30 protein-coding genes and 5 pseudogenes are annotated in these 25,797 nt (G+C 70.6%); 20 read left to right on the forward strand and 15 right to left on the reverse strand.

The window, feature by feature from the left end; translation table 11 throughout:
- Nucleotides 1-402 precede the first annotated feature (402 nt).
- Nucleotides 403-582: a hypothetical protein gene (locus HDC93_RS15135; RefSeq protein WP_185011086.1), complete on the forward strand. Its 180-nt coding sequence runs from the start codon at nt 403-405 to the stop codon at nt 580-582.
- A 51-nt stretch (nt 583-633) separates the two neighbouring features.
- On the forward strand, nt 634-1,125 hold the full coding sequence (locus tag HDC93_RS15140) for a hypothetical protein (protein WP_185011088.1): 492 nt from the start codon (nt 634-636) through the stop codon (nt 1,123-1,125).
- A gap of 221 nt (nt 1,126-1,346) precedes the next feature.
- Here the strand turns inward: HDC93_RS15140 and HDC93_RS15145 are convergent.
- The 3 genes and pseudogenes from HDC93_RS15145 to HDC93_RS15155 form a co-directional block, all read right to left on the reverse strand.
- Nucleotides 1,347-1,664, reverse strand: a pseudogene (locus HDC93_RS15145) (Type 1 glutamine amidotransferase-like domain-containing protein); the annotation flags it as partial.
- Between the two features lie 64 nt (nt 1,665-1,728).
- Nucleotides 1,729-2,163, reverse strand: a complete 435-nt coding sequence (locus HDC93_RS15150) for a VOC family protein (RefSeq protein WP_185011090.1) — start codon at nt 2,161-2,163, stop codon at nt 1,729-1,731.
- Between the two features lie 93 nt (nt 2,164-2,256).
- Nucleotides 2,257-3,300 carry a barstar family protein gene (locus tag HDC93_RS15155; RefSeq protein WP_221516765.1) on the reverse strand — a complete coding sequence of 348 codons (1,044 nt, stop codon included), beginning with the start codon at nt 3,298-3,300 and terminating at the stop codon, nt 2,257-2,259.
- Nucleotides 3,301-3,583: 283 nt separating this feature from the next.
- Here HDC93_RS15155 and HDC93_RS15160 point away from each other — a divergent pair, with 283 nt between their 5' ends.
- Nucleotides 3,584-4,159, forward strand: coding sequence for a dihydrofolate reductase family protein (locus HDC93_RS15160; RefSeq protein WP_185011094.1), 576 nt, complete (start codon nt 3,584-3,586; stop codon nt 4,157-4,159).
- Between the two features lie 100 nt (nt 4,160-4,259).
- Nucleotides 4,260-4,478, forward strand: coding sequence for a hypothetical protein (locus HDC93_RS15165; protein ID WP_185011096.1), 219 nt, complete (start codon nt 4,260-4,262; stop codon nt 4,476-4,478).
- A 36-nt stretch (nt 4,479-4,514) separates the two neighbouring features.
- Here HDC93_RS15165 and HDC93_RS15170 read toward each other — a convergent pair whose 3' ends face one another.
- Entirely contained in the window at nt 4,515-4,808 is a 294-nt protein-coding gene (locus tag HDC93_RS15170; RefSeq protein ID WP_185011098.1) for a hypothetical protein, read from the reverse strand.
- A gap of 337 nt (nt 4,809-5,145) precedes the next feature.
- Nucleotides 5,146-5,442, reverse strand: coding sequence for a hypothetical protein (locus HDC93_RS15175; RefSeq protein WP_185011100.1), 297 nt, complete (start codon nt 5,440-5,442; stop codon nt 5,146-5,148).
- A 143-nt stretch (nt 5,443-5,585) separates the two neighbouring features.
- On the opposite strand from HDC93_RS15175, the gene HDC93_RS15180 reads away from it, so the two are divergent.
- Entirely contained in the window at nt 5,586-5,984 is a 399-nt protein-coding gene (locus tag HDC93_RS15180) for a nuclear transport factor 2 family protein (RefSeq protein ID WP_185011102.1), read from the forward strand.
- A 49-nt stretch (nt 5,985-6,033) separates the two neighbouring features.
- Here HDC93_RS15180 and HDC93_RS15185 read toward each other — a convergent pair whose 3' ends face one another.
- Together HDC93_RS15185 and HDC93_RS38355 are read right to left on the reverse strand one after the other, a co-directional pair.
- On the reverse strand, nt 6,034-6,639 hold the full coding sequence (locus HDC93_RS15185; RefSeq protein WP_185011103.1) for a TetR/AcrR family transcriptional regulator: 606 nt from the start codon (nt 6,637-6,639) through the stop codon (nt 6,034-6,036).
- Between the two features lie 188 nt (nt 6,640-6,827).
- A pseudogene (locus HDC93_RS38355) lies at nt 6,828-6,905 on the reverse strand (3-ketoacyl-ACP reductase); the annotation flags it as partial.
- Nucleotides 6,906-6,911: 6 nt separating this feature from the next.
- Here HDC93_RS38355 and HDC93_RS15190 point away from each other — a divergent pair.
- From HDC93_RS15190 to HDC93_RS15225, 8 genes and pseudogenes are all read left to right on the forward strand, one after another.
- Nucleotides 6,912-7,301, forward strand: a pseudogene (locus tag HDC93_RS15190) (helix-turn-helix transcriptional regulator); the annotation flags it as partial.
- 92 nt (nt 7,302-7,393) lie between these two features.
- Nucleotides 7,394-7,459: pseudogene (locus HDC93_RS39660) on the forward strand (pantetheine-phosphate adenylyltransferase); the annotation flags it as partial.
- A 114-nt stretch (nt 7,460-7,573) separates the two neighbouring features.
- A complete protein-coding gene (locus tag HDC93_RS38360) occupies nt 7,574-7,813 on the forward strand; it encodes a hypothetical protein (RefSeq protein WP_185011717.1) in 240 nt (79 codons plus the stop codon).
- 391 nt (nt 7,814-8,204) lie between these two features.
- Nucleotides 8,205-8,540: a hypothetical protein gene (locus HDC93_RS15205; protein WP_311774553.1), complete on the forward strand. Its 336-nt coding sequence runs from the start codon at nt 8,205-8,207 to the stop codon at nt 8,538-8,540.
- An 80-nt stretch (nt 8,541-8,620) separates the two neighbouring features.
- Nucleotides 8,621-9,400 (forward strand): restriction endonuclease, encoded by a 780-nt coding sequence (locus HDC93_RS15210; RefSeq protein ID WP_185011105.1) that lies wholly within the window; start codon nt 8,621-8,623, stop codon nt 9,398-9,400.
- 474 nt (nt 9,401-9,874) lie between these two features.
- Nucleotides 9,875-10,126 (forward strand): Fic family protein, encoded by a 252-nt coding sequence (locus HDC93_RS39315; protein WP_311774568.1) that lies wholly within the window; start codon nt 9,875-9,877, stop codon nt 10,124-10,126.
- A 69-nt stretch (nt 10,127-10,195) separates the two neighbouring features.
- The gene (locus tag HDC93_RS15220; protein WP_185011108.1) at nt 10,196-10,621 is read left to right on the forward strand and encodes a DUF6003 family protein; all 426 of its coding nucleotides are present in this window, start codon (nt 10,196-10,198) and stop codon (nt 10,619-10,621) included.
- A gap of 180 nt (nt 10,622-10,801) precedes the next feature.
- Nucleotides 10,802-10,915 (forward strand): annotated as a pseudogene (locus HDC93_RS15225) (ABC transporter permease); the annotation flags it as partial.
- Nucleotides 10,916-10,949: 34 nt separating this feature from the next.
- Here HDC93_RS15225 and HDC93_RS15230 read toward each other — a convergent pair.
- The 3 genes from HDC93_RS15230 to HDC93_RS15240 form a co-directional block, all read right to left on the reverse strand.
- Nucleotides 10,950-11,621 carry a hypothetical protein gene (locus HDC93_RS15230; RefSeq protein ID WP_185011110.1) on the reverse strand — a complete coding sequence of 224 codons (672 nt, stop codon included), beginning with the start codon at nt 11,619-11,621 and terminating at the stop codon, nt 10,950-10,952.
- A gap of 270 nt (nt 11,622-11,891) precedes the next feature.
- A complete protein-coding gene (locus HDC93_RS15235; RefSeq protein WP_311774554.1) occupies nt 11,892-13,109 on the reverse strand; it encodes a glycoside hydrolase family 64 protein in 1,218 nt (405 codons plus the stop codon).
- Nucleotides 13,110-13,201: 92 nt separating this feature from the next.
- Nucleotides 13,202-13,801 (reverse strand): DUF998 domain-containing protein, encoded by a 600-nt coding sequence (locus HDC93_RS15240; RefSeq protein ID WP_185011112.1) that lies wholly within the window; start codon nt 13,799-13,801, stop codon nt 13,202-13,204.
- Between the two features lie 171 nt (nt 13,802-13,972).
- On the opposite strand from HDC93_RS15240, the gene HDC93_RS15245 reads away from it, so the two are divergent.
- From HDC93_RS15245 to HDC93_RS15270, 6 genes are all read left to right on the forward strand, one after another.
- Nucleotides 13,973-14,971: an inorganic phosphate transporter gene (locus tag HDC93_RS15245; RefSeq protein WP_185011114.1), complete on the forward strand. Its 999-nt coding sequence runs from the start codon at nt 13,973-13,975 to the stop codon at nt 14,969-14,971.
- 19 nt (nt 14,972-14,990) lie between these two features.
- Nucleotides 14,991-15,605 carry a hypothetical protein gene (locus tag HDC93_RS15250; protein ID WP_185011116.1) on the forward strand — a complete coding sequence of 205 codons (615 nt, stop codon included), beginning with the start codon at nt 14,991-14,993 and terminating at the stop codon, nt 15,603-15,605.
- A gap of 27 nt (nt 15,606-15,632) precedes the next feature.
- Entirely contained in the window at nt 15,633-16,451 is an 819-nt protein-coding gene (locus HDC93_RS15255) for a DUF817 domain-containing protein (RefSeq protein ID WP_185011118.1), read from the forward strand.
- 105 nt (nt 16,452-16,556) lie between these two features.
- The gene (locus tag HDC93_RS15260) at nt 16,557-17,387 is read left to right on the forward strand and encodes a PP2C family protein-serine/threonine phosphatase (RefSeq protein WP_185011120.1); all 831 of its coding nucleotides are present in this window, start codon (nt 16,557-16,559) and stop codon (nt 17,385-17,387) included.
- 60 nt (nt 17,388-17,447) lie between these two features.
- A complete protein-coding gene (locus HDC93_RS15265) occupies nt 17,448-18,446 on the forward strand; it encodes an MASE1 domain-containing protein (protein ID WP_311774555.1) in 999 nt (332 codons plus the stop codon).
- A gap of 37 nt (nt 18,447-18,483) precedes the next feature.
- Nucleotides 18,484-18,981: a molybdenum cofactor biosysynthesis protein gene (locus HDC93_RS15270; RefSeq protein WP_185011124.1), complete on the forward strand. Its 498-nt coding sequence runs from the start codon at nt 18,484-18,486 to the stop codon at nt 18,979-18,981.
- Between the two features lie 16 nt (nt 18,982-18,997).
- Here HDC93_RS15270 and HDC93_RS15275 read toward each other — a convergent pair whose 3' ends face one another.
- From HDC93_RS15275 to HDC93_RS15285, 3 genes are all read right to left on the reverse strand, one after another.
- Nucleotides 18,998-19,657: a YceI family protein gene (locus HDC93_RS15275; protein ID WP_185011126.1), complete on the reverse strand. Its 660-nt coding sequence runs from the start codon at nt 19,655-19,657 to the stop codon at nt 18,998-19,000.
- 190 nt (nt 19,658-19,847) lie between these two features.
- Nucleotides 19,848-20,759 (reverse strand): transferase, encoded by a 912-nt coding sequence (locus HDC93_RS15280; protein WP_260419580.1) that lies wholly within the window; start codon nt 20,757-20,759, stop codon nt 19,848-19,850.
- Entirely contained in the window at nt 20,756-22,021 is a 1,266-nt protein-coding gene (locus tag HDC93_RS15285; protein WP_185011128.1) for a glycosyltransferase family 4 protein, read from the reverse strand. Before HDC93_RS15285 ends, HDC93_RS15280 begins: the two co-directional genes overlap by 4 nt.
- Nucleotides 22,022-22,237: 216 nt before the next feature.
- Here HDC93_RS15285 and HDC93_RS39665 point away from each other — a divergent pair, with 216 nt between their 5' ends.
- Nucleotides 22,238-22,621, forward strand: coding sequence for a hypothetical protein (locus HDC93_RS39665; protein WP_398985149.1), 384 nt, complete (start codon nt 22,238-22,240; stop codon nt 22,619-22,621).
- On the opposite strand, the gene HDC93_RS15295 is transcribed toward HDC93_RS39665, so the two are convergent.
- Nucleotides 22,582-23,367, reverse strand: a complete 786-nt coding sequence (locus tag HDC93_RS15295; protein ID WP_185011130.1) for a carbonic anhydrase — start codon at nt 23,365-23,367, stop codon at nt 22,582-22,584. The genes HDC93_RS39665 and HDC93_RS15295 overlap by 40 nt on opposite strands.
- Nucleotides 23,368-23,532: 165 nt before the next feature.
- A complete protein-coding gene (gene katG, locus HDC93_RS15300) occupies nt 23,533-25,752 on the reverse strand; it encodes a catalase/peroxidase HPI (RefSeq protein WP_185011132.1) in 2,220 nt (739 codons plus the stop codon).
- Between the last annotated feature and the right edge of the window lie 45 nt (nt 25,753-25,797).

Genomic DNA, 25,797 nt, shown 5'->3' on the forward strand with positions numbered 1-25,797 from the left:
GTAGCTCCGCTACGAGGGCTTCCCGGCGCCTTGCGACGCACGGCACCAGACCACGCGCCCTGATCGGACACTCATAGTGAAAGGACCCCTTAGGGTCGCCGCAGGCAGGGCCGACCGGGCAACGGGCGGCTCCGCCGCATACGTTGTCGCGCTTTCGGTGAACCCCCGGGCGGCTTGGAGCTGCCGTGGGGGCGGTGAGGAGTAGCCCGTGCGGTTCGACCAGCGTCTTTCCACCGTCGCGACGGTTCTCCTGACCCTGGCCCTGACGGGCTGTGGACCGGCGCAGAAGCCTGCTGCCGAGGCACCTCCCTCCGCGCCCGAGGGCGCGACCCCACCGCGATCCGTTCGGCACTGCCCCGGCTCACCCAGGGCCTCGACGCCGGCCGCGCGCACACCGCCGAGGTGCGCCTCGCCGTCGCGGAAGCCACCTGTGCCCGCAGTACGGGCTTCGCCGAGACCGCCCGCCGGCTGGAACGGGAGCACAGCGCTCCCGTGCGCGCACGGTTCGCGCGGGACATCGCCACGCGTGACCGCCTCCAGCGAGCGGCACTCACCCGCGCCGAGCGGATCCTCGGCGAGTAGAGCCCCCGCGGCAGACCGCCGCGGAACACTCGAGACACAGGAGAGTCATCCATGCGCAAGGCACGACACCTTCTGGCGACACTGGTCACCACGGCGGCGCTCGGACTCGCCCTCCCGCTGCCTTCGGCTCAGGCGGCCGGCAACGCCGCGGCGGGGCCCGGCTGTGACGCCGAGTACTTCAAGTACAAGGGCGACGGCAAGGTCCGCGCCTACCACGAGACCGACTGCCGCATCCTGCTCGGCGCCGACGCGGGTGACGACCCCAACTGGGGTGACGGTGCGGGCATGTTCCAGGGAGGCGACAACGACAGCGCCTTCTCGGTCCTCAACACCGGCACGTACTCCGGTGGTTACGACGTGGTCGCCTTCTACGTCAGCCCCGACTACGACTGGCAGCGAGGTGGTTACAGCTGCCTCAAGCGCAGCGAGATCTACGTCGACGATCTCGCGCGCAACGACAGCACCGGGGGCTACCCCATGTGGTACAACATCAGCTCGCACCGGTGGGTCACCGCGAGTGCCTGCGCCAAATTCATGAGCTGATCTGCGGGAACGCACTGCGATCCGGGGTTCCGCCGGGCCGAGGAATCGGCTTCGGCGGCGCCCCGGCTGTCCGGGCACGGGTCGGTTGTCGGCGGGGAATCCGGCTGCGGCGGTTGATCGGCTTGAGCAACACTGTGCGGATGAGCTTCACAGCCGCCCGGTCATCACAGGACCGGGCCCTTGGTCATGTGGCCGAACTGGCGTCGGGCCCTCCGTTGGATCCGACGCACCGCCAAGAGGTTCGCGGTGTTGCCGCCGCCGACGTAGACGACGTCCTGGCTCAGCAGAAACGTCCGCAGGGCTGCGTCGTCCAGCTGTCGCCGGAACAGCTCCAGCACGGAAGGCTCGCAGTCGCGCGGCTTGAACGCGCTCAGGAACTGATCGACGTAGGCGGGTGCGTCGCCACTGGCTGTGGGGACGAAGCACACCTTGGGACGACTGCTCCTCGCGTGGCTGAGCAGCCAGTCGTCCAGCAGTCCGTCCTCATCCGTTGAGAACCCTCCGCCGAGGAGAGCCACGCCACGAGCCGGACCGCCCATCACTCATGCCCTTCCAACCACCCGCCACCCCTCGGGGTTCAAGGCGGTCACAGGTCCTCACTCCTCAGTCGAGACAGAACTCGTTGCCCTCGATGTCCTGCATCACGATGCACGACTCGTTGTCCTCATCGGCCTCCAGCAGTCGCTCTCGGACCGCGCCGAGTGCGACCAGTCGTGCGCATTCGGCCTCGAGCGTGGCCAGGCGCTCCTCACCCACGAGTCCGGTGCCGACGCGTACATCGAGGTGCACCCGGTTCTTGGCGACCTTGCCTTCCGGGACGCGCTGGAAATACAGGCGCGGGCCCACACCCGTGGGATCAAGGGCTACGAACCATGCCCCCCGCTCCTCGGACGGCAGCGAGCGGTTGAAGTCGTCCCAAGTCGTGAAACCCTCCGGGGGCGGCGGTACGACGTACCCCAGCACCTCGCACCAGAAGCGAGCGACTCGCTCGGGTTCCGCGCAGTCGAAGGTGACTTGGATCTGCTTGACCGTTGGCATCGCGCCACCATAGCAAGCAGCTGTGGCCCTCAACTCGGGTTTTTGATCAGCGTGTTGACGCTGAGACGGCCCGCACTTCGCCCGGGGCTACTGTCAGGTGAAGGTGACCCGCATATGGCCCTCGGCCAGGACTTCAAGCACCAGGGCGACCAGGTCGTACGGGTCGCCCTCGGGTGTCAGGACGTGGGACAGGTGCTCGCGCGCGGGCGCGATGTCACGCCAGAGCAGGGTCGCGGGGGCGGTGTACCCGAAACTGCCGCGCAGACAGTCCACGAGGGCGTCCACGCAGCCGCCGAAGTAGCCACCCGGCCCGTTGACTGCCTCGCCGAGAGCCAGGAAGAGGCTCGGCTCGTCGGTGATGTGCCGGCCATCCAGCTCGTAGACGCGTCCGGCCGGTCGGCCCTCGTGCTGCAGCCGGCAGCCCCGCTCGCGGACGAGATCGAGCCATGCCCCGCGCTGCCGGGTGTCCAGGCCGGCCCAGAGGCCGGGGGCCCGCGGCGGCCTGGCGAGCCAGCGGTTCCAGACGGGACGGGCATGTCGCGGGACGGGCGCGTCGAGCTCTTCGTCGAGTTCCAGGTCGATCAGGTCCGGCCCCTGCGCGGACGGGCGCCACGCCTTGATCCTCGGCCGCAGCAGCCGGTCGCTGAGCGGCTCGCCGCTGTCGTCGCGTATCCGCAGCCAGGCCTCGTCCAGGTCCAGCGCGCGCCGAGTGCCCGTGGCCAGGGCCCGCCGCAGCCGGCCGCTCGGCGAGAGGCCCCGCAGGACGAGAGGGGGAGCTGCCTGCTCGTCGGGCAGGACGCGCGTGAACTCCCGGGACGAGCCGAGCCACCGGTACCGGTCATGCACACGGATCGCAGCCCGGTGTCCCTCCGGCGGACCCATGTAGTCGTCCATGCCCGTGAGGACGAGAGCATCCCCCGGTCGCCGCCCCGGGAGGCTCTCCGCGTCCTCCAGCAGCCAGGGGTCCAACGTGTCGTCGTCCGGCACCAGCCACACCCGGTGTCCGACCCAACCGCGCACCTCGGCGCCGTCCGGCACCCAGCCGAAGAGTTCGTAGGTCGCGCGCCCGGGCTCCCTGAAGAGTCCCTCCACCTCGGCGCAGACGCCCCAGACGTGGCCGTTCTCCGACTCCGTCAGGGCGTATCGTCCCGGCTCGCGCTGACTCCTGCCTCCCTGCGCGGGGGAATCATGCCCGGATGGGGAGGGCACCGCGCAGCATTTCGCGCGAGGGCGGGATGCGCGGGTGCACCGTCCGCCCTCCACCGTTCGAGCGATCGGGCGCGACGTGTGGTGGGCGCAGCGATGACTTTCACAAGCGTGCCGGGTCTATTGGTACGAGGGTCACCGCAGGCCGCCGGAGGAGATCGCCGGTCTCGCCCCTGCCCACTCACACCGATCGACCTCACATGAGGAGCACGGCATGGCCGCCACGTACACCTTCGACGTCTTCTCCAGCCTCGACGGCTACGGTGCCGCCGGCGGCGACTGGACCGGCTACTGGGGCAAGCAGGGGCCCGAGCTGCTCGATCGCCGCCTCGCCCTCTACGGCGGGGAGCAGCGCATGGTCTACGGAGCCAACACGTTTCGCGCCTTCGTGGAGATGCTGGGCTCGAGCACCGAGGAATCCGACGTGCGGGACCCCTGGGTGACGCGGATGAGGAACCTGCCCACGACGGTGGTGTCGACGACGCTGGAAGGCCCCCTCGACTGGCCGGACGCGACCGTGGTCAGCGGTGACGCCGTCGACGTCGTCGCCCGGCTCAAGGCGGAGTCGGACGTGCCGTTGCGCTCGCACGGCAGCCTGTCGTTGAACCGGGCGCTGATGACCGCCGGCCTGGTCGACCGGCTGCAGGTGACACTCTTCCCCGTCATCACCGGCCGGACGGGGTTGGACCCGGTCTTCCGGGATGCGGCCGACTTCGATCTGGAGCTGGTCGAGCATCGCACGCTCGACGGTCACATCCAGGAGCTCGTCTACCGGCCGACCCTCCACTGACCCGGGCGCGGGTTGAAGACACGGATGGAACGGCGGAGTGGTGGAGCACGGGACGACGACTCGGCTGAATCCAACCGCGTCTGCCCGGTAGCCTCACGTCATGGACGGACTGCCCGCGAGTGTGGACCACGACATCCTGGCGCACCGGAGCATCGCCGCGATCGCGACGATCCGCGAGACCTTGGGCTGCACGGTTCACCAGGCTGTCGACGCCTACGCGCGGCGGTACGAGGAACTGCGCCGCGATCGGCCGGGCGACTTCCGGCAGGAACTCCGCGGCGATCGGCCAAAAGACTTCCGTCCGAGCCCGGAGGAGTAGGGCCGATGACGGCCCAGGGCCCGGGCTCCCCCCCCATCAGGCGTTGGCGTGCCGGCGCCAGGCCGTCCTCCGGGGAGCGGCATGGTGCACGGGTTCCTCCGCACGGTCGGCCTGCCGACGCCTCAGCCACAGAACCGTCATGCCCAGCAGAGCGGCGAAGACCATCAGGAACGCCACCGACACCCACATCGGCCGACCCCCGGGGTCGTCCCACCCCGCCGATGCGGCCGACGTCGCCCACAGGACGGCGCCCCCGGCGTAGAAGGTGCGCATCCGGCGCAGCTGCCGCAGGGCTCGTACGGATTCAACGTGATCGGTTTCCGAAGCCATGCCGACGCAGGTACCCCGGAACGCGCTCCCTATCAGCTTCGGCGTCGGGCTCTTGTCGTCGGGGCCCGCAGGCCCGGGTGCCGACCATCGGCGGCACGCCACGATCATGTCCCTTCTCGAAGCCTCGCGGCACGGGCCGAGTCAGGCACTGTCGGCCGACGGCTGCCCGAGCGGGTACTTGGCGCGGCTCTGCCAGCGTTCCCCGTCCCGGACGACCCCTCTGCGCTGCGGCGCCACTGGGACCGTCTGCTGCCTCTCCTGGAACGCACGCTGACCAAGAGCTGACACCGCCCTGATCGACGTGTCGGGCGTCCGGACGGTCCCGCATCGTCACCCCTCAGGGACTGTCTCCGCGGTAGTGGAAGCGGCACGCCACTCCGGGGCCGAGTGCACGCGGCTCGCCCGGGCCGGGATCGTACAGCGCGCGGCCGCCGGGGAACTGCCCGAGTTCAGTGGGCAGTGCTGCACCCGTGCCGATCTCGTCCGGCGTCCAGCCCGTGACATCCAGCAGCAACCCGTCCAACGGCCCTCCGACGAGGTGGGCATAGGTCCTCCCGGAGCGGGGTCCCGGGTCGGGGTCGTCGTGGTCGTGGCCGTAGACCCGGCCGCGCAGCAGTTGCTCGTCGCCGTTCATCCGTCCAGCGTTACAGCCACCACTGACAACGCGGCCGGCCGAGAGCCGGGGCGTCGGTCCGCGGGCCGGGGGGAACCTGGAGCCACCGCGTGCCGACGACCGAAATCGCGGGCATCGCGAGCACCTGGGCCCATGATGAAGACATGACCGACCGTGACGATTTCCTGGAGTGGGTCAGAACCGCCCTGTACGAGGCGGAGCTTGCGCTGCACAACGGCGATGCGGCTCCCCGCCGGGCACTCTGGTCGCGCAACGAACCGGTGAGCGTTCTGGGGGCGTGGCGAAACGCCTACGGGCAGCAGGAGCTGGACGAGCTCTTCACCACCCTCGGCAGGAGCTTCTCCGACTGCACGTCGTACGTCTTCGAACTCCAGGCGTACGACGTTGCGGGAGACCTGGCCTACACGGCCGGTCTCGAGCACACCTCGGCCTCCGTCGACGGAGTGCCGCGCACCTACACGCTGCGGGCCACTCAGGTCTACCGCCGCGAGGAGGGCCGGTGGAGGGTGGCCCACCGTCATGGCGACTCGGTGACCGAGTGAGTACTCGGTGACCGCGTGAGCGCACCGACGGGTTCTCCGCTGCCACCGTCTACGGAGTGATGCCGTCGATCAGGTTGGAGACCAGGGCGACGACGAAGTCGTCGGTCACCGGCTCGTCCGGGACGAGCATCCGGTGGTAGACGGCGCCCCACAACTGGTCGACGAGGATCTGGACGTCGACGTCGTCGCGGATCTGTCCCTGCTCCTTGGCGCGCAGCAGCCGCTCCCCCGCCAGTCGCCTGCGTTCGGAGGAGTACAGGGAGCGGAAGGCGGTGGCCAGGCCTTCGTCGGTCTGGGACTGGCCGATCAGCTCGGTCACCACCCGCCCGGCCGGCGTACCGGTCATGATGTGCGCGAACGCACGCAACTGGCGGGTGAGGTCGGCGCGGATGTCGCCGGTGTCCTCGAAGGCCGGCGTCTCCTCGACGGCGTGGAAGTAGCCGTCGAGGGCGAGGGCGCCCTTGGAGGGCCACCACCTGTACAGCGTCGTCTTGCTGACACCGGACAGGCGGGCCACCCATTCGAAGGGCAGGTCGGCGATCCCTTCCTCCAGGAGCACCTCTCCGAACACGCGGAAGACGTCCGCGCGGACCTCGTCGGCCGGGCGGCGCCCACGGGCCGGGCGCTCGGCGGCGCCTTCGGCCGGCTTCGTCACGATGTCTCTCCCTCGGGTGTTCCAGGTCGGCTCAGTCCAGGAAGCCGTGTGAGCGTAAGCCCCGGCCGGGCTGGTGCTCACGGCTCCCCTGACACGCAGGGGATGCGCCGGTGATGAGGACGACGGACGGCATGGGCTTCTCCAGCGGGAGTGCCGCGCGAGCGGTGCCCGAGCGGGGTGTCCCGAGGTCAGGCCAGGCCGCCGTTGGTGTAGAGGACCTGCCCGTTGACCCAGCGGGCCGGGCCGGCGAGGAAGGCGACCGACTCGGGGGATCCGGCGCGGACCGCACGTACCGGTTGTCGCGGGTCCTGGAGGCGGAGGAGATTTCCGAACCGGCACGGCGACCGGACCAGGTCCATCTGGACCGGGTCTGGCCCGAACGCTGCGCGCAGTTCTTGTCCGGCGACCGCATCGTCGTGCTGGTACGGGTGGCCCCGCAGCGGCGGCAGGACCTGATGAGCAGCGCCGTCGCCGTCCGCGCCGCGGCACCCGACCCGGACGGCCGACTGCGGCTGGAGGTGACGTACCAGGATCTGCGGCACGCCGAGTGGGCGTTGTGACAACTCGGCACGGATGCCGAGGTCTTGGCCCCGGGGGCGTTGCGCACCGCCCTGCGTGACCGCGCCACCGCGCTCGCTTCCCTCTACGGGGGCGGGGTCTGAGCCCGTGGGCCGTCAACCTACGGATTTATGCTGGTGGTTGGCCGCCCTGCCACTTCACCACCGGAGGCCGCCGCTTGTTAGTCTTTCCGGTCATGCGAGCCCTCTTCCCAGGATCCTTCGACCCTGTCGCTCAAGGGCACCAGGACGTACTACGGCGCGCTGCCCTCCTGTTCGACGAGGTCGTCGTGTGCGTGTGTTCAATGCGAACAAGACCGGCCGCTTGCCCATCACGAGTGCCGCCGACACCTTCCCGGACCAGAGGCCTCAGGTCCGTGTTTCCCGCCGTCGTTTCCGCCGCCCTTGCCGTCTCCGCGCTTTCCGCGCCTGCCGCGGCTGCCCAGGAGCCGGCGCCCGCCGCGTGTCCGGCGAACCTCGAGGACTCGGCGACCTGTTACACCGGGCTGAGCGCGGACGGCGCCTACTACGCGATCGCCGTTCCCGAGAAGTGGAACGGCTCTCTGGTCGTGCACGCACACGGCGGCCGGCTGCCCTCAGTGGGCATCGCGCCCTGAGGTGTCGAAACGGCCGCAGCACGATCCGCCGCATCCTTGCCAGGCCGCCAGTACGGATCAGTCGGGATGACCGTCAGGTAGTTGTCACTCATTGGCCCGCCTCCCCGTACCCGCCACTATCCGCTCCTCACTCATCAACCCGGCGAACCTATGCGGTCGGAGCACCAGGGGAACGTACTTCATGCGGCCCGGCCGCCCGCCTTCGCTGGTCACCCGTCGATCGTGCCAGGGGTCCCGCCGGCGATTCGGGACAGCTCACCAAGGCACCGGCCGTGTCAGAATGCCGACATGACTCTGATCCGAAAGGGCAATGCCGCGTAGGCGTCCGAAGGTTGTCCGCGCCGAGCGGTGGCGGCCACCCAAGCACCTGCCGGTTCGCCGGATTCCCTCCGTGTCAGCCCGAACTCGCGCAGCGATACGGCGAGTTGAGGCTGAGCATCTGTGGCCCGGCGCCGTCGCTGTCGATCTCAGCCGCTTCGAGCGGGCTTTCGGGGAGCCGGGGCGCCATCTGAGCGGCCCTTACGAGAGTCCCGGCATCGAGATCGAAGACGGTCGGGACGACCTGGACGAGGTCCTGCGGTATCTGCCCGGAGGGGCCCGCGTGGATCTCGGTCGCCTGGTGGCGCGTATCGACGCGGAGTTCGAGCGCCGCACCCTCCCGGATCCGGGTCGGGCGAGCGAGTGGACCGCCGGGCGCTGGTGGTGGTGGCGCATCAGAGAACGGTGACGGCGGCCGGTGCGGTGAAGGCGTTGATCTTGGGCAGACGGTGGGAGTGATCTTGCTGTTGTCCCAAGAGGGGGGATGTCATGACAGTGCCTGCGCCTCGTACGGCGTTTGTGGAGCGCCGCCGATACCGGTTCGACCTTCGGTCGACTGCCCTGTTCTTCGTGTTCCTCGCCGTGGTCGTGAGCGTCCTGGGCCTCGCCGCCCGCGTGGCGGCGGGCGCTGTCGAGCGGCGTCCGGCCTGGATGTTCGTGCTGCTCTTGATAGGTGTCGCGGCCTGTCTGGGCCTGCGGCGCCGGTGGCGCGTGGCGGGAGTGGCGCGTCGGGCCGCGGCCGCGCTCGACGAGGCGGCCAGGGAAGCGGCCGAGCAGCTACAGCCTCCGGCGGTTTCCCATCGGCGGACGGCAGTCGAGGCCGTCGCGGTCGACTACGCCGCCCTGACGCCGGAGGAGTTCGAGGAGGCGATCGCCGCGCTCTGCGAACGCGACGGCTGCTCCGGCGTCGAGGTCGTGGGCGGCGCCGGGGACCTGGGCGCCGATGTCCTGGCGGTCACGCCCGACGGGCGCCGGATCGTCGTCCAGTGCAAGCGCTACGACGCGTCCCACCGGGTCGGATCCCAGGATCTCCAGCGTTTCGGCGGCACGTGCTTCACCGTGCACGAAGCCGATGTCGCCGTGCTGGTCAGCACCAGTGACTTCACAGCGCCCGCGCTGGAGTACGCCGAGCAGTGCGGGATCCTGTGCGTGGACGGGGAGACCCTGGAGGCGTGGACGGCCGGCACCGGCCCCCGGCCCTGGGACGTCGCCCCGGAGGCCGGGACGGCCGGGGCGGCAGGCTGCGAGACAGCCGGCGCCGGGTTCTGAGCGGTATGCGCTGCCCGCCTCGCTGGTAATTCGCTTGATCGGGCGCGAGGCGGACGCGCAGGCTTGCGCGGTGATACCCGAGTTGGCCCCTGGATTTCTGAGCTGGGACGAGGTGGATCCGGCCCGCCACCCCTTCGACACCGCGTCGGCAGCGCGGGTGGTCCGCTCGCCCGGCCCGGTGCGTGCCGCGCAGGCCGGACGTCCCCTTCGCCGATCCGGCGATGAGCGCCTGGAGCTGGGGCGAGGCACGGTTGTGGGCCGACGCCATGTCGCAGGCGTTGGTGGAGCATTACGGCCCTTGGGCTGCGGGCTTCCGCTGGTCGCACGACGAAGGGGACTTCGACGGAGGGCCCGTCGGACACTGGTGCTGCCCGCGCGATTCGATCACCACTCCCGAGGAGACGCTCACCCGCGTGGTCGCGGCGCTGTGCGAGTGGCGCGCGTGGCTGGAGAGTCTCGGCACAGCCGCTCCCCCTGACCGCGCGTGCCGCACGCGCCTACCTCGACGTCTGCTTCTTCCATCCGTTCGACGACGGCAACGCCCGGTCCGCCTTCCTCGCACTGATCTTCGTCCTCGCCCGCGAAGGCATCGCCCTCGACGGGGTCGTCCGCCGCGTCACCTTCCAGGCCGACGAGCCCAAGGACGCACTCACGCTCGCCAGGTACATCGACTCGCACATCACCGAGACCCGGCGCCGTGCCATTTCCCCCGATCGAGTGCCGTGACTCCGGCGCTAATCCGGGCGCAGCGGGGTAATGGATGTCGACCAGCACCCTGTTGCGAAGGAGCCGAGGATGACCGACGACGCCTATTTGTTCCTGCTCGACGACGCGTCCGCGCAGCTCGGCGCGGTGCCGGCCGCCGTCGGTGAACTCGCCTGCATGGAGACTCCCGCCGTACGCGCCTGGCTCGAGGCCCAGGGAAGCACGCCGACCTCACCGCACCTGCGCCTGCTCCCGCCGGAGGAGCGGGCGGCCGTGCCCGAGGGGGCCGAACGACTGCCCGTTCCGCTGAGCGAGGAGGAACTGGTCCGCCTCCGCCACCACCTGGTGCCGGAGCCGCTGGCCCGGGTCGAGGAGGAACTGCTCGCCTACCGTGACTCTGCCGACGGGCGGGACGGCCTGATCGGTCGAGCACTGGCTGCCGGTGTGGCACCGCACCGCATCGTCGAACTGACCGGGGTGGACCCGGCGACCGTGACCGCCGCCGCGAGCAGTTGACGACGCCGCGGGCACGCCGTGCGCCGCGCCCGTTCCAGCATTGGGCCCCGCCGGGCGAACACCACCGGGCGGGGCCGATCAGTGTGTCCGCCCACCACCGGTGGCACCGCGTGGTGCCACGTGGCGCCATCTGACACCCATGCGGGCGCCACGAGGACGGTGGCACTACAGTGCCTCAAGATGCTCGGCACCGGGATCGGCCACAACGGATGGCTCGCGGTGGTCTGGTGCGTGGGGCTGGCCGCGCTCGGCTACCTCTGGTCCAAGTCGCTCTTCGACCGCGACCCGAAGTAGCCACGGCCGGCCCCTCTGCCAAGACGGGGCCGGCTCAGCGGCTGCGGGTGAAGACGTTGTTCTCCGTGGAGCCGCCGTCGCACAGTTTCTTCTCGTCGGCCGTCATCTTGCGGGACTTGACCACGACCGCGCTGTGCTTGCCGTCCGTGCCGTTCGGGGCCGGGCCGGTGACCGTGTCGGGCACGAACCAGTGGTAGTGGCCCCACTTGGGGTCGTCGTAGTGGGTCTGCCACGTGCCGGATATCTGCCGCATGACCTGGGCGCGGGAGATCCAGCCCACTTCTCCCGGCTTCACGGACACGGTGAAGGAACTCGTCTCCGTGTGCGAGCTCTGCCAGGTGTAGTTGTACGTCGCGGTCACACTGGCGGTGATGATGCCCTCGATGCCACCGCCCACGGTGACAGAGCCGCCCACCGAATGGGAGGAGCCCACGGTGTCGGCCCATGACATCGACTGGGAGGCGGCCGAATCGGTGCAGTTGAAGAGCAGTTCGGATACCTGGCGGGGCTCACCGAGATAGGCCTTGCCGAGCTCCGGGGAATTGAAACTGCACTTGCCTTCACCGGAAGCGCAGTCGGCCATGATCTGCTCCGCGGTGGGCTGTTCCTCGGCCGCGGCCGGCACGGCCGTCGCGATCACCCCGAGTGCGGTCGCCGTCAGCGCGAGCGTGCGGCTGCCGTACCGCAGGGCGTGGTTCATCGTCATCGTTGGTGCCTCTCGCCATTGCGTGGGGGGAAAGTGACCACAATGGCCCTTGTTCCGGCAGGGGTTGCGGTCACCGCGTGATGCCAATGAGGCTCACGTAATCGGCAGCCCAACTACACCAAGAGATCGCAAAGTTGTAATTGATTCCGTAACTGATGAATGGCCAACTTCGAGCACCGCAGATTGTTTTGGGAACAGCTTGCAGGTCAGCAACACAAAGCCGCCGGCACCACGATCGGATCGTGGTGCCGGCGGCGTGCGGAAGGCCGGTCAGTTGAGCGGTTCGAGCGTGAGGTAGGCCTGGCGCGGGTTGCCGTCGTGCACGAGTGATTCGTGGTGGCCGACGTCGTCGAAGGCGAACGCATACGCCTTCCCGTCCGCCATCTGGGCGTGGATCGTACGGGCGTAGTGGTTGGTGACGTCGTCCTTGTAGAAGTCGGTCGCACCGGCGTCGGGCTGGTTGGGGTTGACCAGCAGTGTGGACCGGTTGAAGCCGGCGCACAGGGTGCGCGAGATCGGGCCGCGCACCTGGTCGTTGGGGGCGTCCAGCCTCCGGTGGCAGCCGAAGACGGAGGAGGCGTCCGGCTTCTGGAAGCCGGTGACGACCGTCCCGGCACTGTTGGTGAAGTTCATGACGCCGCCGGAGACCCGGCCGAAGTACTTGGTGCCGGGCTGGTCGGCGAACGGGGTGACCGTCAGGGTCGAGCCGGCGTACTTCTGCCAGACGCGGTTGATGTAGTCGTCCATGACGGTGGCCGGCAGGGCGCCGGTCTCCAGGCCGTACAGCGGTGACAGGGCGCGCAGTACGGTGCCGTCGGGGCGGGTCTGGATCAGGTTCGCCCAGCCCCCCGGCTGCCCTCGGAGGGCGTTGAAGAAGCCGTTGTATCCGCCGGGCTTGAGCCGGCCGGTCGACGCGGTGCTGCCGTCGGCCCGCTGCACTCCCACCGCGTAGGGAGCGGAGAACATGTCGACCTGTGTGCTGTTGATCCACAGGCCTGAGTCGTTGAGTGTGTACTCCGACCAGTTGAACAGAATGTTCCGATTGGGGTCGGTCGGGTTCTGCACGGCGGGCTGGACCAGGCCGCCGGTGGTGAGCTTGAAGACCAGCTTCTGGCCGTAGGAGAAGTACACGCGGCCGGAGAACTTCGGCATGCGGATCGTGGCCGACTGCCCTGCCGCGGGGCCCGCGATCGAGGCGTCGGGGGCGGGGGTCGGCGGGTTGCCGCCCACCGGCCAGGGATGGAACGTGCCGCCTGCGTCGGCCCAGCCCTGCCGTCCGGTCGAGAGTTCCGTGCCGAGGTTGTAGATGTACAACTGCTCGCCGCGGGCCGAATTGTTGGTGATCTTCAGAGGGATCGTCGCCGGCACGGCGGCATGGGCCGGCGCACCCGTTCCGGTCGCCAGCAGTGAGCCGGCGAGGGCGGCGGTGAGGGCCATGGCGAGGGACAGCCTCGCGGCCGTGGCCCGGCGCCTGAGAGTTCGCAACACGCTCTGCCTCCGTTCGACAGTCGACCGATGGGTGAGAGCGCTCTCAGCGTTGCGCCTTGGTCCGTACCTGTCAACAGACCGGAAGCGATCGGTCAGCTCGGGCGCCCCTCGCGCAGGGATTCGCGCAGGCAGGAGAGGACCACCACGAAGGGCCACACAGACTGGAGGGTCGTCACGGCGCGCTCGGCCACGCCCGCCACACCGTGAAGGTGCAACTCGACCAGGAACCAGGCCGCTCCGACCGCCATGACCGCCGTGGCCCCCAGGGACGGGAACGGACGCAGGGCCCAGGGCACGGCGGTTCCGGCCCTGGCCGCCAGCACGGGCCATGCCGCGAGGACGGCGAACCCCACGGCGGCCACGGAACCATGGCTCAGCGAGCCGCCGCTGCTCGATGCCGGAACCACGGCCACGGCCAGCGCCGATACGCCTCCGGCCGCCAGGGCCATCCGCCCCGCCGTCGCGGCCGGCCGCAGGCCCCAGGCGGTCAGCAGGTGACAGAACCCCAATGCGACGAACGCCGCCGTCATCACCCAGGACCCCCTGTGTCCAGGGGCCGCCAGGACGCTGATCGTCTGGGCGGCGGGGTCGTAGGGGTGCCCCTCGATCGATGCCGCCACCAGCCAGCCCATGATCAGGAAGACCGGCGCACACCCGGATGACACCAGCGCCCATGGAGGAACAGATCGCATCAGAACACCGTAAAACGGCGTGTCCGCCTCTCAGGGTTCCCTCGAACCGCCCGCCCCGCGTGGCGTAACCGCACGCGGCACGATCGGGCCGCGTGGCGTAGCCGCACGGCCCGATCGGCTCGTCGAGCGCACGATGGAACCGTGCGACCGCGCGTCGAAAGGTGATCAGGCATGGAGCTCGCCCTCGTGGTGCTGATCATCATCGTGGGTCTGACGTTCGACTTCACCAACGGTTTCCACGACGCCGCGAACGCGATCGCCACCTCGATCTCCACCAGGGCGCTGACACCGCGGGCGGCCCTGGCCATGGCCGCGGTGATGAACTTCTGCGGCGCCTTCCTGGGGACCGGGGTCGCCCAGACCGTCGGCAGCGGGATCATCGAGGCGCCCGAGGCGAACTCAGGGCTGCTCCTCGTCCTGTGCGCGCTCCTCGGCGCCATCGGGTGGAACGTCTTCACCTGGTGGCGGGGGCTGCCCACCTCGTCGTCGCACGCCCTGATCGGCGGCCTGGTGGGTGCCGCGCTCGCCGCGTCCGCCACGGTGCAGTGGTCGGGCATCCTGGACAAGGTCATCCTGCCGATGCTGGTGTCCCCGCTGGTCGGCGTGGTGCTCGGCTATCTGCTCCATACGGGCATCCTCTGGGCGTTCCGGCGTTCGACGCCCCGGCGCACCATGGGGCGGTTCCGCATCGCTCAGACCGTCTCCGCCGCGGCCATGGGGCTGGGGCACGGGTTGCAGGACGCGCAGAAGACCATGGGGGTCATCGTGCTGGCGCTGGTCACAGCCGGATGGCAGGACGGCTTCTCGGTGCCGGTGTGGGTGATCGCCGCCGTGGCGCTCGCCATGGCCGCCGGCACGTACACCGGCGGGCGTCGCATCATCACCACCCTGGGACGGCGCATCGTGCACCTCGACCCGCCGCGCGGGTTCGCCGCCGAGACGGCTGCCGCGACCGTCCTCTACACGACCGCGTTCCTGGTGAAGGCGCCGATCTCCACCACGCAGACGATCACCGCGGCCATTCTGGGTGCCGGTGCCACCAGGCGCTTCTCCGCCGTACGCTGGCAAGTGGCTCGTTCGATCGGTACCGCCTGGATCCTCACGTTCCCCGGCGCGGGAATCCCGGCGGCGGCGCTGTATCTCCTGCTGCACGCCGTCACCGGTCTGTGATCACAGCCGGAGGCCGTCCATGACCGCTCTTCCCGGCCGCAGGGCGTCCGTCGAGTCCCCTGCCGGGGTCCCGGACAGCCTTCCGGTGCCCGGACGCTTCGCCCACCTGCACCCGGACGACGGCGCCTGCCTGATGGAGGCCGCCGCCGTCCTGTCCTCCGGCCGCTTCACCGACAGTCCTCCCGGAACGCATCCGGCGCTCGCGGCCCTGGCCCGTGTGGTCAACGACAGCGTGGGGGACGACGCCCGGCGCGCCCTGTGGCCGCTGGCCGCCGACCTCGCCGACGCCCGCCCCGCCGGCCGCGACTACGCGCCGCTGCTCGTCGGCGCGGTCGTGGATGCGGCCCGCCTGGTGCATCCCGCGTCCCGGCGGCTGGCGCGGCACGGCCGTGCGTGCCGCGCGAGGGCGGCGAGGCTCGCCGTCGCGCCCCCGGGCGGTCCGGCGGCCCGGATCGGCGATCTGCTGTGGTGGCGCGGGCCGGGGCGCCGTCACCTCGAGCAGGCGCTCGGTGTGCTGTGCGCCGCCCCGGACACCGATCAGCGGCTGTCGGTGCTGTTGCGGGAGGCCGTGGCCCAGGCGCGGGAGTGCACGGACGGCGGGGCTCCGAGCAGGGAGTTCCACTGCAACCGCTGAGCGGACGGGGTCGTCCTCCAGGACACCATGATCCCTGCAAGCCTCACCGGCCCCCTGGCCGCACCGGTCCGCCAGCTGCTCGCGTTCGCCTGGACACAGACGCGGGCCTGCGCATTCGCCATCGCCCTGCTGTCCGGCGTGGCCGTGTCCACGCTGCTGCCCGAACTGCCCGTGGCGCGCTACGACCTGCTGGTCGTCTACGGAGTGCTGCTCACGCTGGTGTTCTGGGCCCGCGGCTGGGAGAACGGACGGGACGTCGCCGTCATCGCGGTCTGCCATGTCATCGGCCTGGCCTTCGAGCTGGTGAAGGTGTCGCTCGGCTCCTGGAGCTACCCGGAGCCGGCCGTGCTGAAGTTCGCCGGCGTCCCGTTGTACGGCGGGTTCCTGTACGCGGCCGTGGGCAGCTACATCTGCCGGGCCTGGCACCTGTTCGACCTGGAGATCGTGCGCTATCGGCCGCGCGCGACGGCCCTGGTCGCCGCCGCCATATACGTCAACTTCTTCAGCCACCACTGGCTGCCCGACGCGCGCTGGGTGCTGGCCGGGCTGCTCGGGGCCGTCACGCTGGGGACGTCGGTGCGGTTCACGGTGCGTGGGGTGCGCCGGAAGATGCCGCTGGCGCTGTCGTTCGTGCTGATCGGGCTCTTCCTGTGGGTGGCGGAGAACCTGGCGACCCTGGTCGGCGCCTGGCGCTACCCGTATCAGCAGCACGGCTGGGAGCCGGTGGGGGTGGAGAAGTTCGGGGCCTGGGCGTTGCTGATCAGCGTGACGTTCGTGCTGGCGGCGGTGGGGCGTACGGATTCCGCGGAGGTGCGGGAGGGCCTCCAAGGCCCCCGAGGAGCCTGAAGTCGTGGCGGAGGCCTATGCCTGAGTATCATCCTATAAACGCAATTCGGGTGATCTGACCTGTCGGGTCGTGACTCACCGTGGCCATCCTCGCCGGAGTGATCCATGTCCCGCACCGGCACGACGGACGACGGCGACGAGCTGCTGGCCAGGCTCGGGGCCCTGACGGCTCAGGCGCGAGCGCAGGCCGAGATGCAGCGGTCCCGGGTCGAACTCGCGATCGCGCTGCAGCGCGGCATGCTCCCGCGGGACCTGCCCCTCGCCCGTCGGCTGCACCTGGCCGTGCGGTACACACCCGCGTGCCACGGTCTCAACGTGGGCGGCGACTGGTACGACGCCTTCACGCTGGGCGACGGCCGGATCGGCCTGTCCATCGGCGACGTCCAGGGCCACAACATCGAGGCCGCCGCCTTCATGGGGCAGGTGCGCGCCGGGATGCGGGCGCTGGCCTCGGTCACCAGCGAGCCGGGCGAGGTGCTGGCCCGGACCAACGATCTGCTGCTGTCCCTGGGCTCCGACCTGTTCGCCACCTGCACGTTCATGCGGCTCGACCCGTGTGCCGGCGTACTGGAGAGCGCTCGGGCCGGGCATCTGCCCTGCGTCTGGGCCACGGCCGACGGGAAGTCCGCTCTCACCGAGGACGAGGGCGGCCCTCCCCTCGGTGTACAGGCGGGGATGCCCTACCCCGTCACCCGCTACGAACTCACCACGGGCAGCATGTTCGTGCTGCTCACGGACGGTGTCGTGGAGGGACCGTCGATGCGGCTGGAGGAAGGCCTCGACCAGGTGACGCGGCTCGCGGGCATCGCGGCGGTGGCGGGTATGGACGTCGACGCGCTCGCGGCCGCCGTGATCAAGGGGGCAGAGCGCGTGGGGCACGACGACGACGCGGCCGTCCTGGTGGTCGGCCTCGACGGGCCGGACGCTCGGCCATAGGGCCGCACGAAGGCCGTTCCCGCCTCGCCTACGCGGCGGCGCCGGTGTCTCATGACTGCTGTGGTGGGTAGCCATGATCTGCGTACGCCGGCCGTCGTCGCTCTGCAGACGTCGGCCGTCGCCGCCTGCTACTACGGGTCGGCGCAGCTGGGGCTGCTGCGGGAACTGGTCGTCGAGGGCGCGGTCGTCACTCCCATCTGGCCCCCCACCGGCGTCGCCGTCGCCTGCCTGCTGCTCTTCGGACTGCGCTGCTGGCCCGGGATCGCCTTGGGCGCCTTCTTCGTCGTCCTGTCCCTCACCACCCCGGCGCCCTCGGCGCTCGCCGTCCTGGCGGGCAACACGGCCGCGCCGGTCGTCGGGTACCTGCTGCTGCGCCGCGCCGGTTTCCGGACCGGCCTCGCGCGGCTGCGGGACGGTCTGGCCCTGGTGTTCCTGGGCGCGTTCGCCGCGATGCTGATCAGCTCGACCACCGGCGCGGGCATCCTGATCGCCACGGACAGGATCGAATGGCCCGGCTTCTGGGCGGTGTGGCTGGCCTGGTGGGTCGGTGACGCGATGGGCGTGCTCATCGTCACGCCGGTGCTGCTCCTGCTGTCCCGCGTACGCCTGCCGCTGCCCATGTCGCGCTGGAAGGAGGCCGCGGGGCTCGCGGTCATCGCCTGCTGTCTGGTGCCGCTGGCCGCGCGCAGCTCGGTCAGTCTGCTGTTCCTCGTCTACCCCCTGCTGATCTGGGCGGCTCTGCGGTTCCAGCTGGCCGGCAGCCTGACGTGCGCCCTGTTCGCCTCGGTCATGACCACGGTGGCGGCGACCGACCGGGTCGGGCCGTTCGAACGGCTCAGCCGCGTCGAGGTGATGCTGAAGCTGCAGGCCTTCAACGGGGCGATGGCGCTCACCGCGCTGATCCTGTCCGCCGTGATCACCGAGCAGATCCACACGCGACGGTCCGTGGAGCGTGCCTGCCAGGAGCTGGTCGAGGTCCTGGAGCACCTCACGGCGGGCGAGGCGGACGGCCGGGCCCCGGTGGAGGACGGCGGGCTCGGGCGTCGGCAGGAGGAGTGACGGCCGACCCCCGGTCACCGGCACGTAGGGTGGCGTCATGACCGAGGTGGAGGTGCTGCAGCTGCTGGTGTCGCCCGCGCACCGGCTGGCCGGACGGCCGTCCGAGGGCCCCTCCCCCGGCCCGTCCGACGAGCGGGTCAACCAGGTGGAGGTACGGCGCGGGCTGGGACTGGTCGGCGACCGCTACTACGCCCGGCCGGCCCACCGGAACGCGGCGGTGACCATCATGGCCTCGGAGAGCCTCCCGGCCGACGCCGACCTGCGGCACACCCGCCGGAACATCCTGCTGCGCGGGGTCGACATCGATTCCTGCGCTGGCGCGACGATCTCACTCGACTGCGGCGCCGGACCGGTGGAGTTCGCCGTGAAGCGCCCCGCCCGGCCCTGCGCCTGGATGGACGTGACCATCGGCCCGGGTGCCCAGCGGGCCCTGCGCGGCCGGGGCGGTGTGCGGTGCACACCGCTGAGCGACGGGGTTCTCACGCTCGGCCCGGCCACGTTCGAGGTCGTGGCCGGGCCCGACGCCGGGTCGTGAGGCGCCCCGGGGCGCCTCAGCCGCCCGACGGTGGCGTGCGGATGGCAGCGATGTCGAGCTGCAGCCGCACCTTCTCGCTCACCATCGCACCGCCCTCGGCGAGCCTGCTGTTGTACGTCAGGCCCCAGTCCGAGCGGTTGATGGTGGTGGTGCCGTCGAAGCCGACCCGGTCATAGCCGAAGGGGTCGGTGACATTTCCGATGTACGTCATGTCGAGTACCACGGGGCGGGAGACGCCTTTGATGGTCAGCTCGCCCGACATGCTGAACAGGTCGGCGCCCGTCTGCTGCACCGCCGTGCTGGTGAAACGCATACGCGGATAGGTGGCGGCGTCGAGGAAGTCACGACCGACCAAGTGCGCGTCGCGTTGTTCCACTCCGGTGTCGACGCTGGCGGTGAACAGAGTGATGTCGGCCCGTGACCGTGCGGGTTCGTGCGCGTCGAAGTAGAGCCGGCTTTCGTACTCCAGGAAACAACCGCGCACGGTGGTCACCATGGCGTGCCGGACGGAGAAGCCGATCCTGCTGTGCGCGGGATCGACGACCCATTCACCGGACAGATCGGCCAGGTTGGGGTCCGGCAGCACGGCGGTGGAGGACGCCGGTGCGCCGGTGGGTCGCTGTGGGGGGAGCGGTGCCTGCCGGCGGGACGGCACAACGCGGTTGAACAGGTTCATGATTCATCTAGGTACTTGAGTTTGGTTATAGCCGCAAGTCCCCTCCCGATTTGCGGCTGTTGAGAACGAGCTCGTGACCCCTTATGCCGCCGCTTTCCACAAAATCCACACATCGCTGTCGCGGCGCGTCACCGAAACGACCATCCGGAACTCCCGGAATTTTCATTTCGGGCATTTCGGGGAATCGGTCTTACGTCACCTCTATCGCGAGGTCGTTGTCGACGGTGTAGTAGGGGCGGAAAGCGGATCCGTCCGCCTCGAGTGCCGGGTAGACGTGTACGTGCTTGCGGTCCGCCACATCGTCGAGCAGCCGGGCGACCCTGATCGGCGGTGCGTCGGCGGCGGGCCGGACGAAGACGTCCCAGATCCGGCCCGCTCCCTCGCCGTCCACCGTCAGATCCCCGGGGCCGGCCGTGAGGGAGAAGCCCCTTGCGTCGTCGTCGGCCCGGGGGCGGAGGGTCCGCACGGTGTCGGTGCCTCGCAGGCGCAGCCGCACGGTGGCGCCCTCGCGGAGCTCGGCTCCGTGCAGGCGGGCCGTGACCGTCAGGGCCCGGCCCTCGACGCCGATGGCGCGGGCCTCGGCGTGGGCGGTGCGCCGCCATGCCCGCAGGGCGAGGAAACCGTCCTTGGTGACGTACGGGACCCTGGCCGTGACGGGCGAGGGGCGGTCGCGCAGGTGACCGTCGACGAGGGTGCGCAGGTCCCGCAGGCCGGGGCGCAGCCGCCGGTGTTCGGCTCCGGGTTCCGGCAGCAGGTACACGTCCCAGCGGCCCTCGTCGAGGACCGGATGCGGTTCCAGGACGGCCTGCCGGTGGCCGTCCGCCCGGTCGGGCTCCAGGTCGAGGACGTGCGGGGTCGTCTCGGGGCGGCCCTTCTTGGGGCGCAGGCGCAGGAGCAGCTGGGGCCGGGGGGTGGTGGTCGGCGGGAGGCGGAAGGTGATCCGGCCGTCCGTGTCGATCGCGCAGTGGGCGCGCGGGTGGGTGTCGCGGGTGTCGTTCCCGGGGCTCGTCGCCGCGCCTTCCGGTGTTCCGGCCGGGCCCTCCGGCGTACCGGCCGCCGCGCGCTCGTGCGTGCTGGTCATCTCGTTCTCCGGCGTGCTCATCGGCGTCCCTTCCGTATCGATCGCAGTACGCCGGAGGCGGCGGCGTGGGCGGCGTCGCGGGCGGCGTGGCCCCGGCCGGTCAGAGCGCTCCGGGTGCCGTGGCTCTGCGGGGTGGCGCCCGGGCCGGTGCCCCTGGCCGCGGCGGCCGTCTCCAGCAGACGTTCGGCCTGGGCGACCACGGGTCCGGGGGCGAAGCGGCGCGCGTTGTCCAGGGCGGCCCGGCCCATGCGGCGGCGGCGCTCGTCGTCGCCGACGAGGTCCAGCAGGGCGGCGGTGAGCGCGTCACGGTCCCCGACCGGTACGAGCCGGCCGTCGGTCCCGTCCTGGATGATCTCGCCGGGGCCGTAGGGGCAGTCGGTGCTGACGACGGGGAGTCCGCAGCGCATGGCCTCGACGATGGTCATGCCGAACGGCTCGAAGTCGGACGCGGCGGCACCGATCGAGCCCTTGGCCCATTCGGCCTCCATGGGGGTGGCGGCCCCCATCAGGAACACGTTGTTCCACAGCCCGAGCCGCTCGATGAGCTCCCGCAGCCTGGGCTGCTCCTCGCCCTTGCCGTAGATGCGCAGCTGCCAGTCCGGGTGCGCGGCGGCGACCGGCGCGAACGCCTCGATGAGGAGGTCGTAACGCTTGACCGGGACCAGGCGGCCCGCGGCGATCACCATCTTGGCGGTGCTGTCGGCGGGCGGCAGGGCGGGGTCGGGAACGCTGTTGGGGAGGGCCTCCACATGGACGCCGGGCAGCCACATCCTGCGCCGGTAGGCGGCTGCGTCCGCCTCGGTCACCGTGGTGATCACGTCGAGGCGGCGGTAGGCGCGGCGCAGGGCCGTGCGCAGCCGCGGCGAGTGGTTGTCGAGCGTGAGGTGCTCCTGGCCGACGCGCAGCACGTGCTGCGGGGCCTGGCGGGCGATGTGCACGTTGAGGCCCGGGCGGGTGCCGATGACGACGTCGGCGTCGAGCGCCGCGAGGCACTCCCCGATGCGCTGGTCGGTCAGCTCGCTGTACTGGTGGTGGCGGTACTCGGCGGGCGGGAACACCTTCGCCGGTCTCTGGTGCAGCGGATGATCCGCCTCTTTGCGCAGATCCACCAGGGCCCGCAGCCGCACCCGCGGATCGAGCACGAGGTGGGGGTGCTCACGATGCCGTAAGACGGAGACGACCTCCACGTCGTGCCGCTCGGCCAGGGCCCCGGCCAGGTTGAACGTGGTGGTGATCGTGCCTCCGATTCCGTAGGCGTTGTGAATCAGGAAAGAGACCTTCATGGTGGCCTAGACCGTGTCAACGCCCCGTTCGTTGTTCGCCGTTACCACTCTGTGGCCGGTCCGGCGGGAGGACCGGTCTCGCCGATTCCGGAATGATCTCGGACATAAGCGGTCTGGGCCATATCGGTTTGCCCCCGATGTGTGGATAGCTGGATGTGTTTGCCCGCAGCAGCGTCGCGGCACGGGTGCACCCTCGTATCGATCTTCAGGAGACCCATGCGCCCCCGTACAGCCTCCGTCCCGCGCATCACCTCCCTGCCGCCCCTCGCCCTGGCCGGCGGCGCGCTGGCCGTGGGGGTGGGCGGTCTGTATCTCGCCGGGCTGGTCCTCACGGGCGGCCACATCGACTCCGGTACGACCGTGCGCGGGGTGGAGATCGGGGGGCTGAGCCGCGCGGAGGCGGTGCGGAAGCTGGAACGGGAACTCGGGGCGGACGGCGCCAGGGAGCTGGCACACGGGCGCGACCGCCTGGTTCCTGATGGCCGCGGCCCGCTTCAATCCGCTCCAGGCGTGACGGGACGGCCCGGTCCGCCGCCGCGTGCGGCGGACCGGGCGGCGTCTCAGGCGAGGCGCGTCACGGCCTGGGTCGTCAGTTCGTAGCGGGCGCCGACGATCGCCAGCTTGCCGGTGGCGATCCTGGCGGCGAGTTCGGGTTCCGCGGCCAGCCGGGAGCGTACGATCCGGACGTTGGCGCTCACGGTCGCGTCGATCCTGGCGTCCCCGTCCTGGCCGTGGTCTATGGCCGGACGTATCTGGTCGACCAGGTACTGCATGTGGGCCGGCAGGTGCTCCCCCGACTGCTCCGCCGCCACGGCGGCACGCACCGCACCGCACGACTGGTGACCGAGGACGACGACCAGCGGTATGCCGAGCTCCAGGACGCCGTAGGCGACGCTGCCGAGCACGGCCTCGTCCAGCACCTCACCGGCGGTGCGCACGGTCATCAGGTCCCCCAGCCCCTGGTCGAAGACCAGCTCCGGAGGTACGCGCGAGTCGATGCAGCCGAGCACGACCGCGAAGGGGTGCTGGGCAGTGGCCAGCGTCCGCCGGACGGCGGGGTTCTCGTGCGGGTGGCGTTCCCGGTAGGTGCGCCAGCGGCGGTTGCCCGCGGCCAGCTCCCTCAGGGCCTCGTCCGGGGTGCCGGGTCGCGGCTCTGCGGTGCCGGGATCCGCGGGGGCGGCGGTGGCCGCGCCGGTGGCTCCGAGGCCCGCGCCGAGGGCCGCGGCCCCGGTCAGCGCGGTGCGCAGCAGGGTGCGGCGGGCGGTGCCGCCGGGGGTCGGCCGTGCACCGGTGAAGGGGTGCGGTTCGGGGCCGGTGCCTCTGTGAGAGGTGGCATGTGAGTTCACGGCCAGAACGTATGCCCGAATGCGCGGCCGGCCGGGATCCTTGCCGTTTCATGGTGAGAGTTGGGTAAGTGATGTTCTTACCTTGAACGGTCTTTGACGGTCCCTCAGGCAACCAGCAGGAACGCCCGGGCCTGTCGGCCCGGGCGTCCTGTCATGCGGGGGTGATCAGACCAGGTCGAACCGGTCCAGGTTCATGACCTTGACCCATGCCGCGACGAAGTCGTGGACGAACTTCTCCTTCGCGTCGTCGCTCGCGTAGACCTCGGCGAGGGCGCGCAGCTCGGAGTTCGAGCCGAAGACCAGGTCGGCGCGGGAACCGGCCCACTTGACCTCGCCCGTGGCGGCGTCGCGGCCCTCGAACGTGGTCTGGTCCTCGGACGTCGACTTCCATGTGATGCCCAGGTCGAGCAGGTTGACGAAGAAGTCGTTCGTCAGCGAGCCGGGCGTCTTGGTGAAGGCGCCGAGCTGGGACTGCTGGTGGTTGGCGCCCAGCACGCGCAGGCCACCGACCAGGACGGTCATCTCGGGGGCGCTCAGGGTGAGCAGGTTCGCGCGGTCCAGGAGCAGGAACTCGGCCGGCAGGCGGTTGCCCTTGCCGTGGTAGTTGCGGAACCCGTCGGCGATCGGCTCGAGCGCCTCGAACGACTCGGCGTCGGTGTGCTCCTCCGTCGCGTCCACGCGGCCCGCGGTGAAGGGGACCTCCACCTGGAAGCCGGCTTCCTTGGCCGCCTTCTCGACGGCGGCGGTGCCGCCGAGGACGATCAGGTCGGCCAGCGAGACCTTCTTGGCGCCGGAGTTGAACTCCTGCTGGATGCCTTCCAGCACCCGCAGGACCTGGGCCAGCTCGTCGGGCTCGTTGACCTCCCAGCCGCGCTGCGGCTCGAGGCGGATACGGGCGCCATTGGCACCGCCGCGCTTGTCGCTGCCGCGGAAGGTGGACGCCGAGGCCCAGGCGGTGGACACCAGCTGCGAGACGGACAGACCCGACTCGAGGAGCTTGGCCTTCAGGGTCGCGATGTCGCCGCCGTCGATGGGCTCACCCTCGGCCTCCGGCAGCGGGTCCTGCCACACCAGGGTCTCGGCCGGGACCTCCGGGCCGAGGTACAGCGACTTCGGGCCCATGTCACGGTGGGTCAGCTTGAACCAGGCGCGGGCGAACGCGTCCGCGAACTCCTGCGGGTTCTCGTAGAACCGGCGGGAGATGGGCTCGTAGATCGGGTCGAAGCGCAGCGCCAGGTCCGTGGTGAGCATCTTCGGACGGTGCTTCTTCGAGGAGTCGTGCGCGTCCGGGACGATCTCCGGGGCATCCTTGGCGACCCACTGGTTGGCACCGGCCGGGCTCTGCTCGAGCTCGTACTCGAACTCGAAGAGGTTCTTGAAGAAGCCGTTGCTCCACTGGGTGGGCGTGCTGGTCCAGGTGACCTCGAGGCCCGAGGTGATGGCGTCGCCGCCCTTGCCCGTGCCGTAGGTGCTGCGCCAGCCGAGGCCCTGCTCCTCCATGGAGGCGGCCTCGGGGTCGGCCCCGACGCTGTCGGCCGGGCCGGCACCGTGGGTCTTGCCGAAGGTGTGGCCGCCCGCGATCAGGGCGACGGTCTCCTCGTCGTTCATCGCCATGCGGCGGAACGTCTCGCGGATGTCGCGGGCCGCGGCGATCGGGTCCGGGTTGCCGTTGGGCCCCTCGGGGTTGACGTAGATGAGGCCCATCTGGACGGCGCCGAGCGGGTTCTCCAGCTCGCGGTCGCCCGTGTAGCGCTTGTCGTCGAGCCAGGTGGTCTCGGGGCCCCAGTACACGTCCTCCTCGGGCTCCCAGACGTCCGCGCGGCCGCCGGCGAAGCCGAAGGTCTCGAAGCCCATCTGCTCCAGGGCGACGTTGCCGGTGAGGATCATGAGGTCGGCCCAGGAGATGCTCTGGCCGTACTTCTTCTTCACGGGCCACAGCAGACGGCGGGCCTTGTCGAGGTTGCCGTTGTCCGGCCAGCTGTTGAGCGGGGCGAAGCGCTGCTGGCCGGCGCCGGCGCCGCCGCGGCCGTCGCTGATGCGGTAGGTGCCCGCGCTGTGCCAGGCCATACGGATCATCAGCGGGCCGTAGTTGCCGAAGTCGGCCGGCCACCAGTCCTGCGAGGTGGTGAGCACCTCGGCGATGTCCTGTTTGACGGCGTCGAGGTCGAGGTTCTTGAAGGCCTCGGCGTAGTCGAAGTCCCCACCGAGCGGGTTGGCCACCTCGGGGTTCTTGGCGAGGATCTTCAGGTTGAGCCGCTCGGGCCACCACTGGCGGTTGCCGCCGCCCTGGGTCGGGTGCAGGGCGCGGCCGTGCGCCACGGGGCAACCGCCTCCCGCCTCCTGCGACTTGGAGTCGGTGACGATCGCGTCGTGGTTCTCAGTCATGGAAATCCTTCCGGACGGGGTGGATCACGGTGCTCGGGGGGGGAT

Source organism: Streptomyces sp. AK010, assembly GCF_014207295.1.
Taxonomy (GTDB): domain Bacteria; phylum Actinomycetota; class Actinomycetes; order Streptomycetales; family Streptomycetaceae; genus Streptomyces; species Streptomyces massasporeus.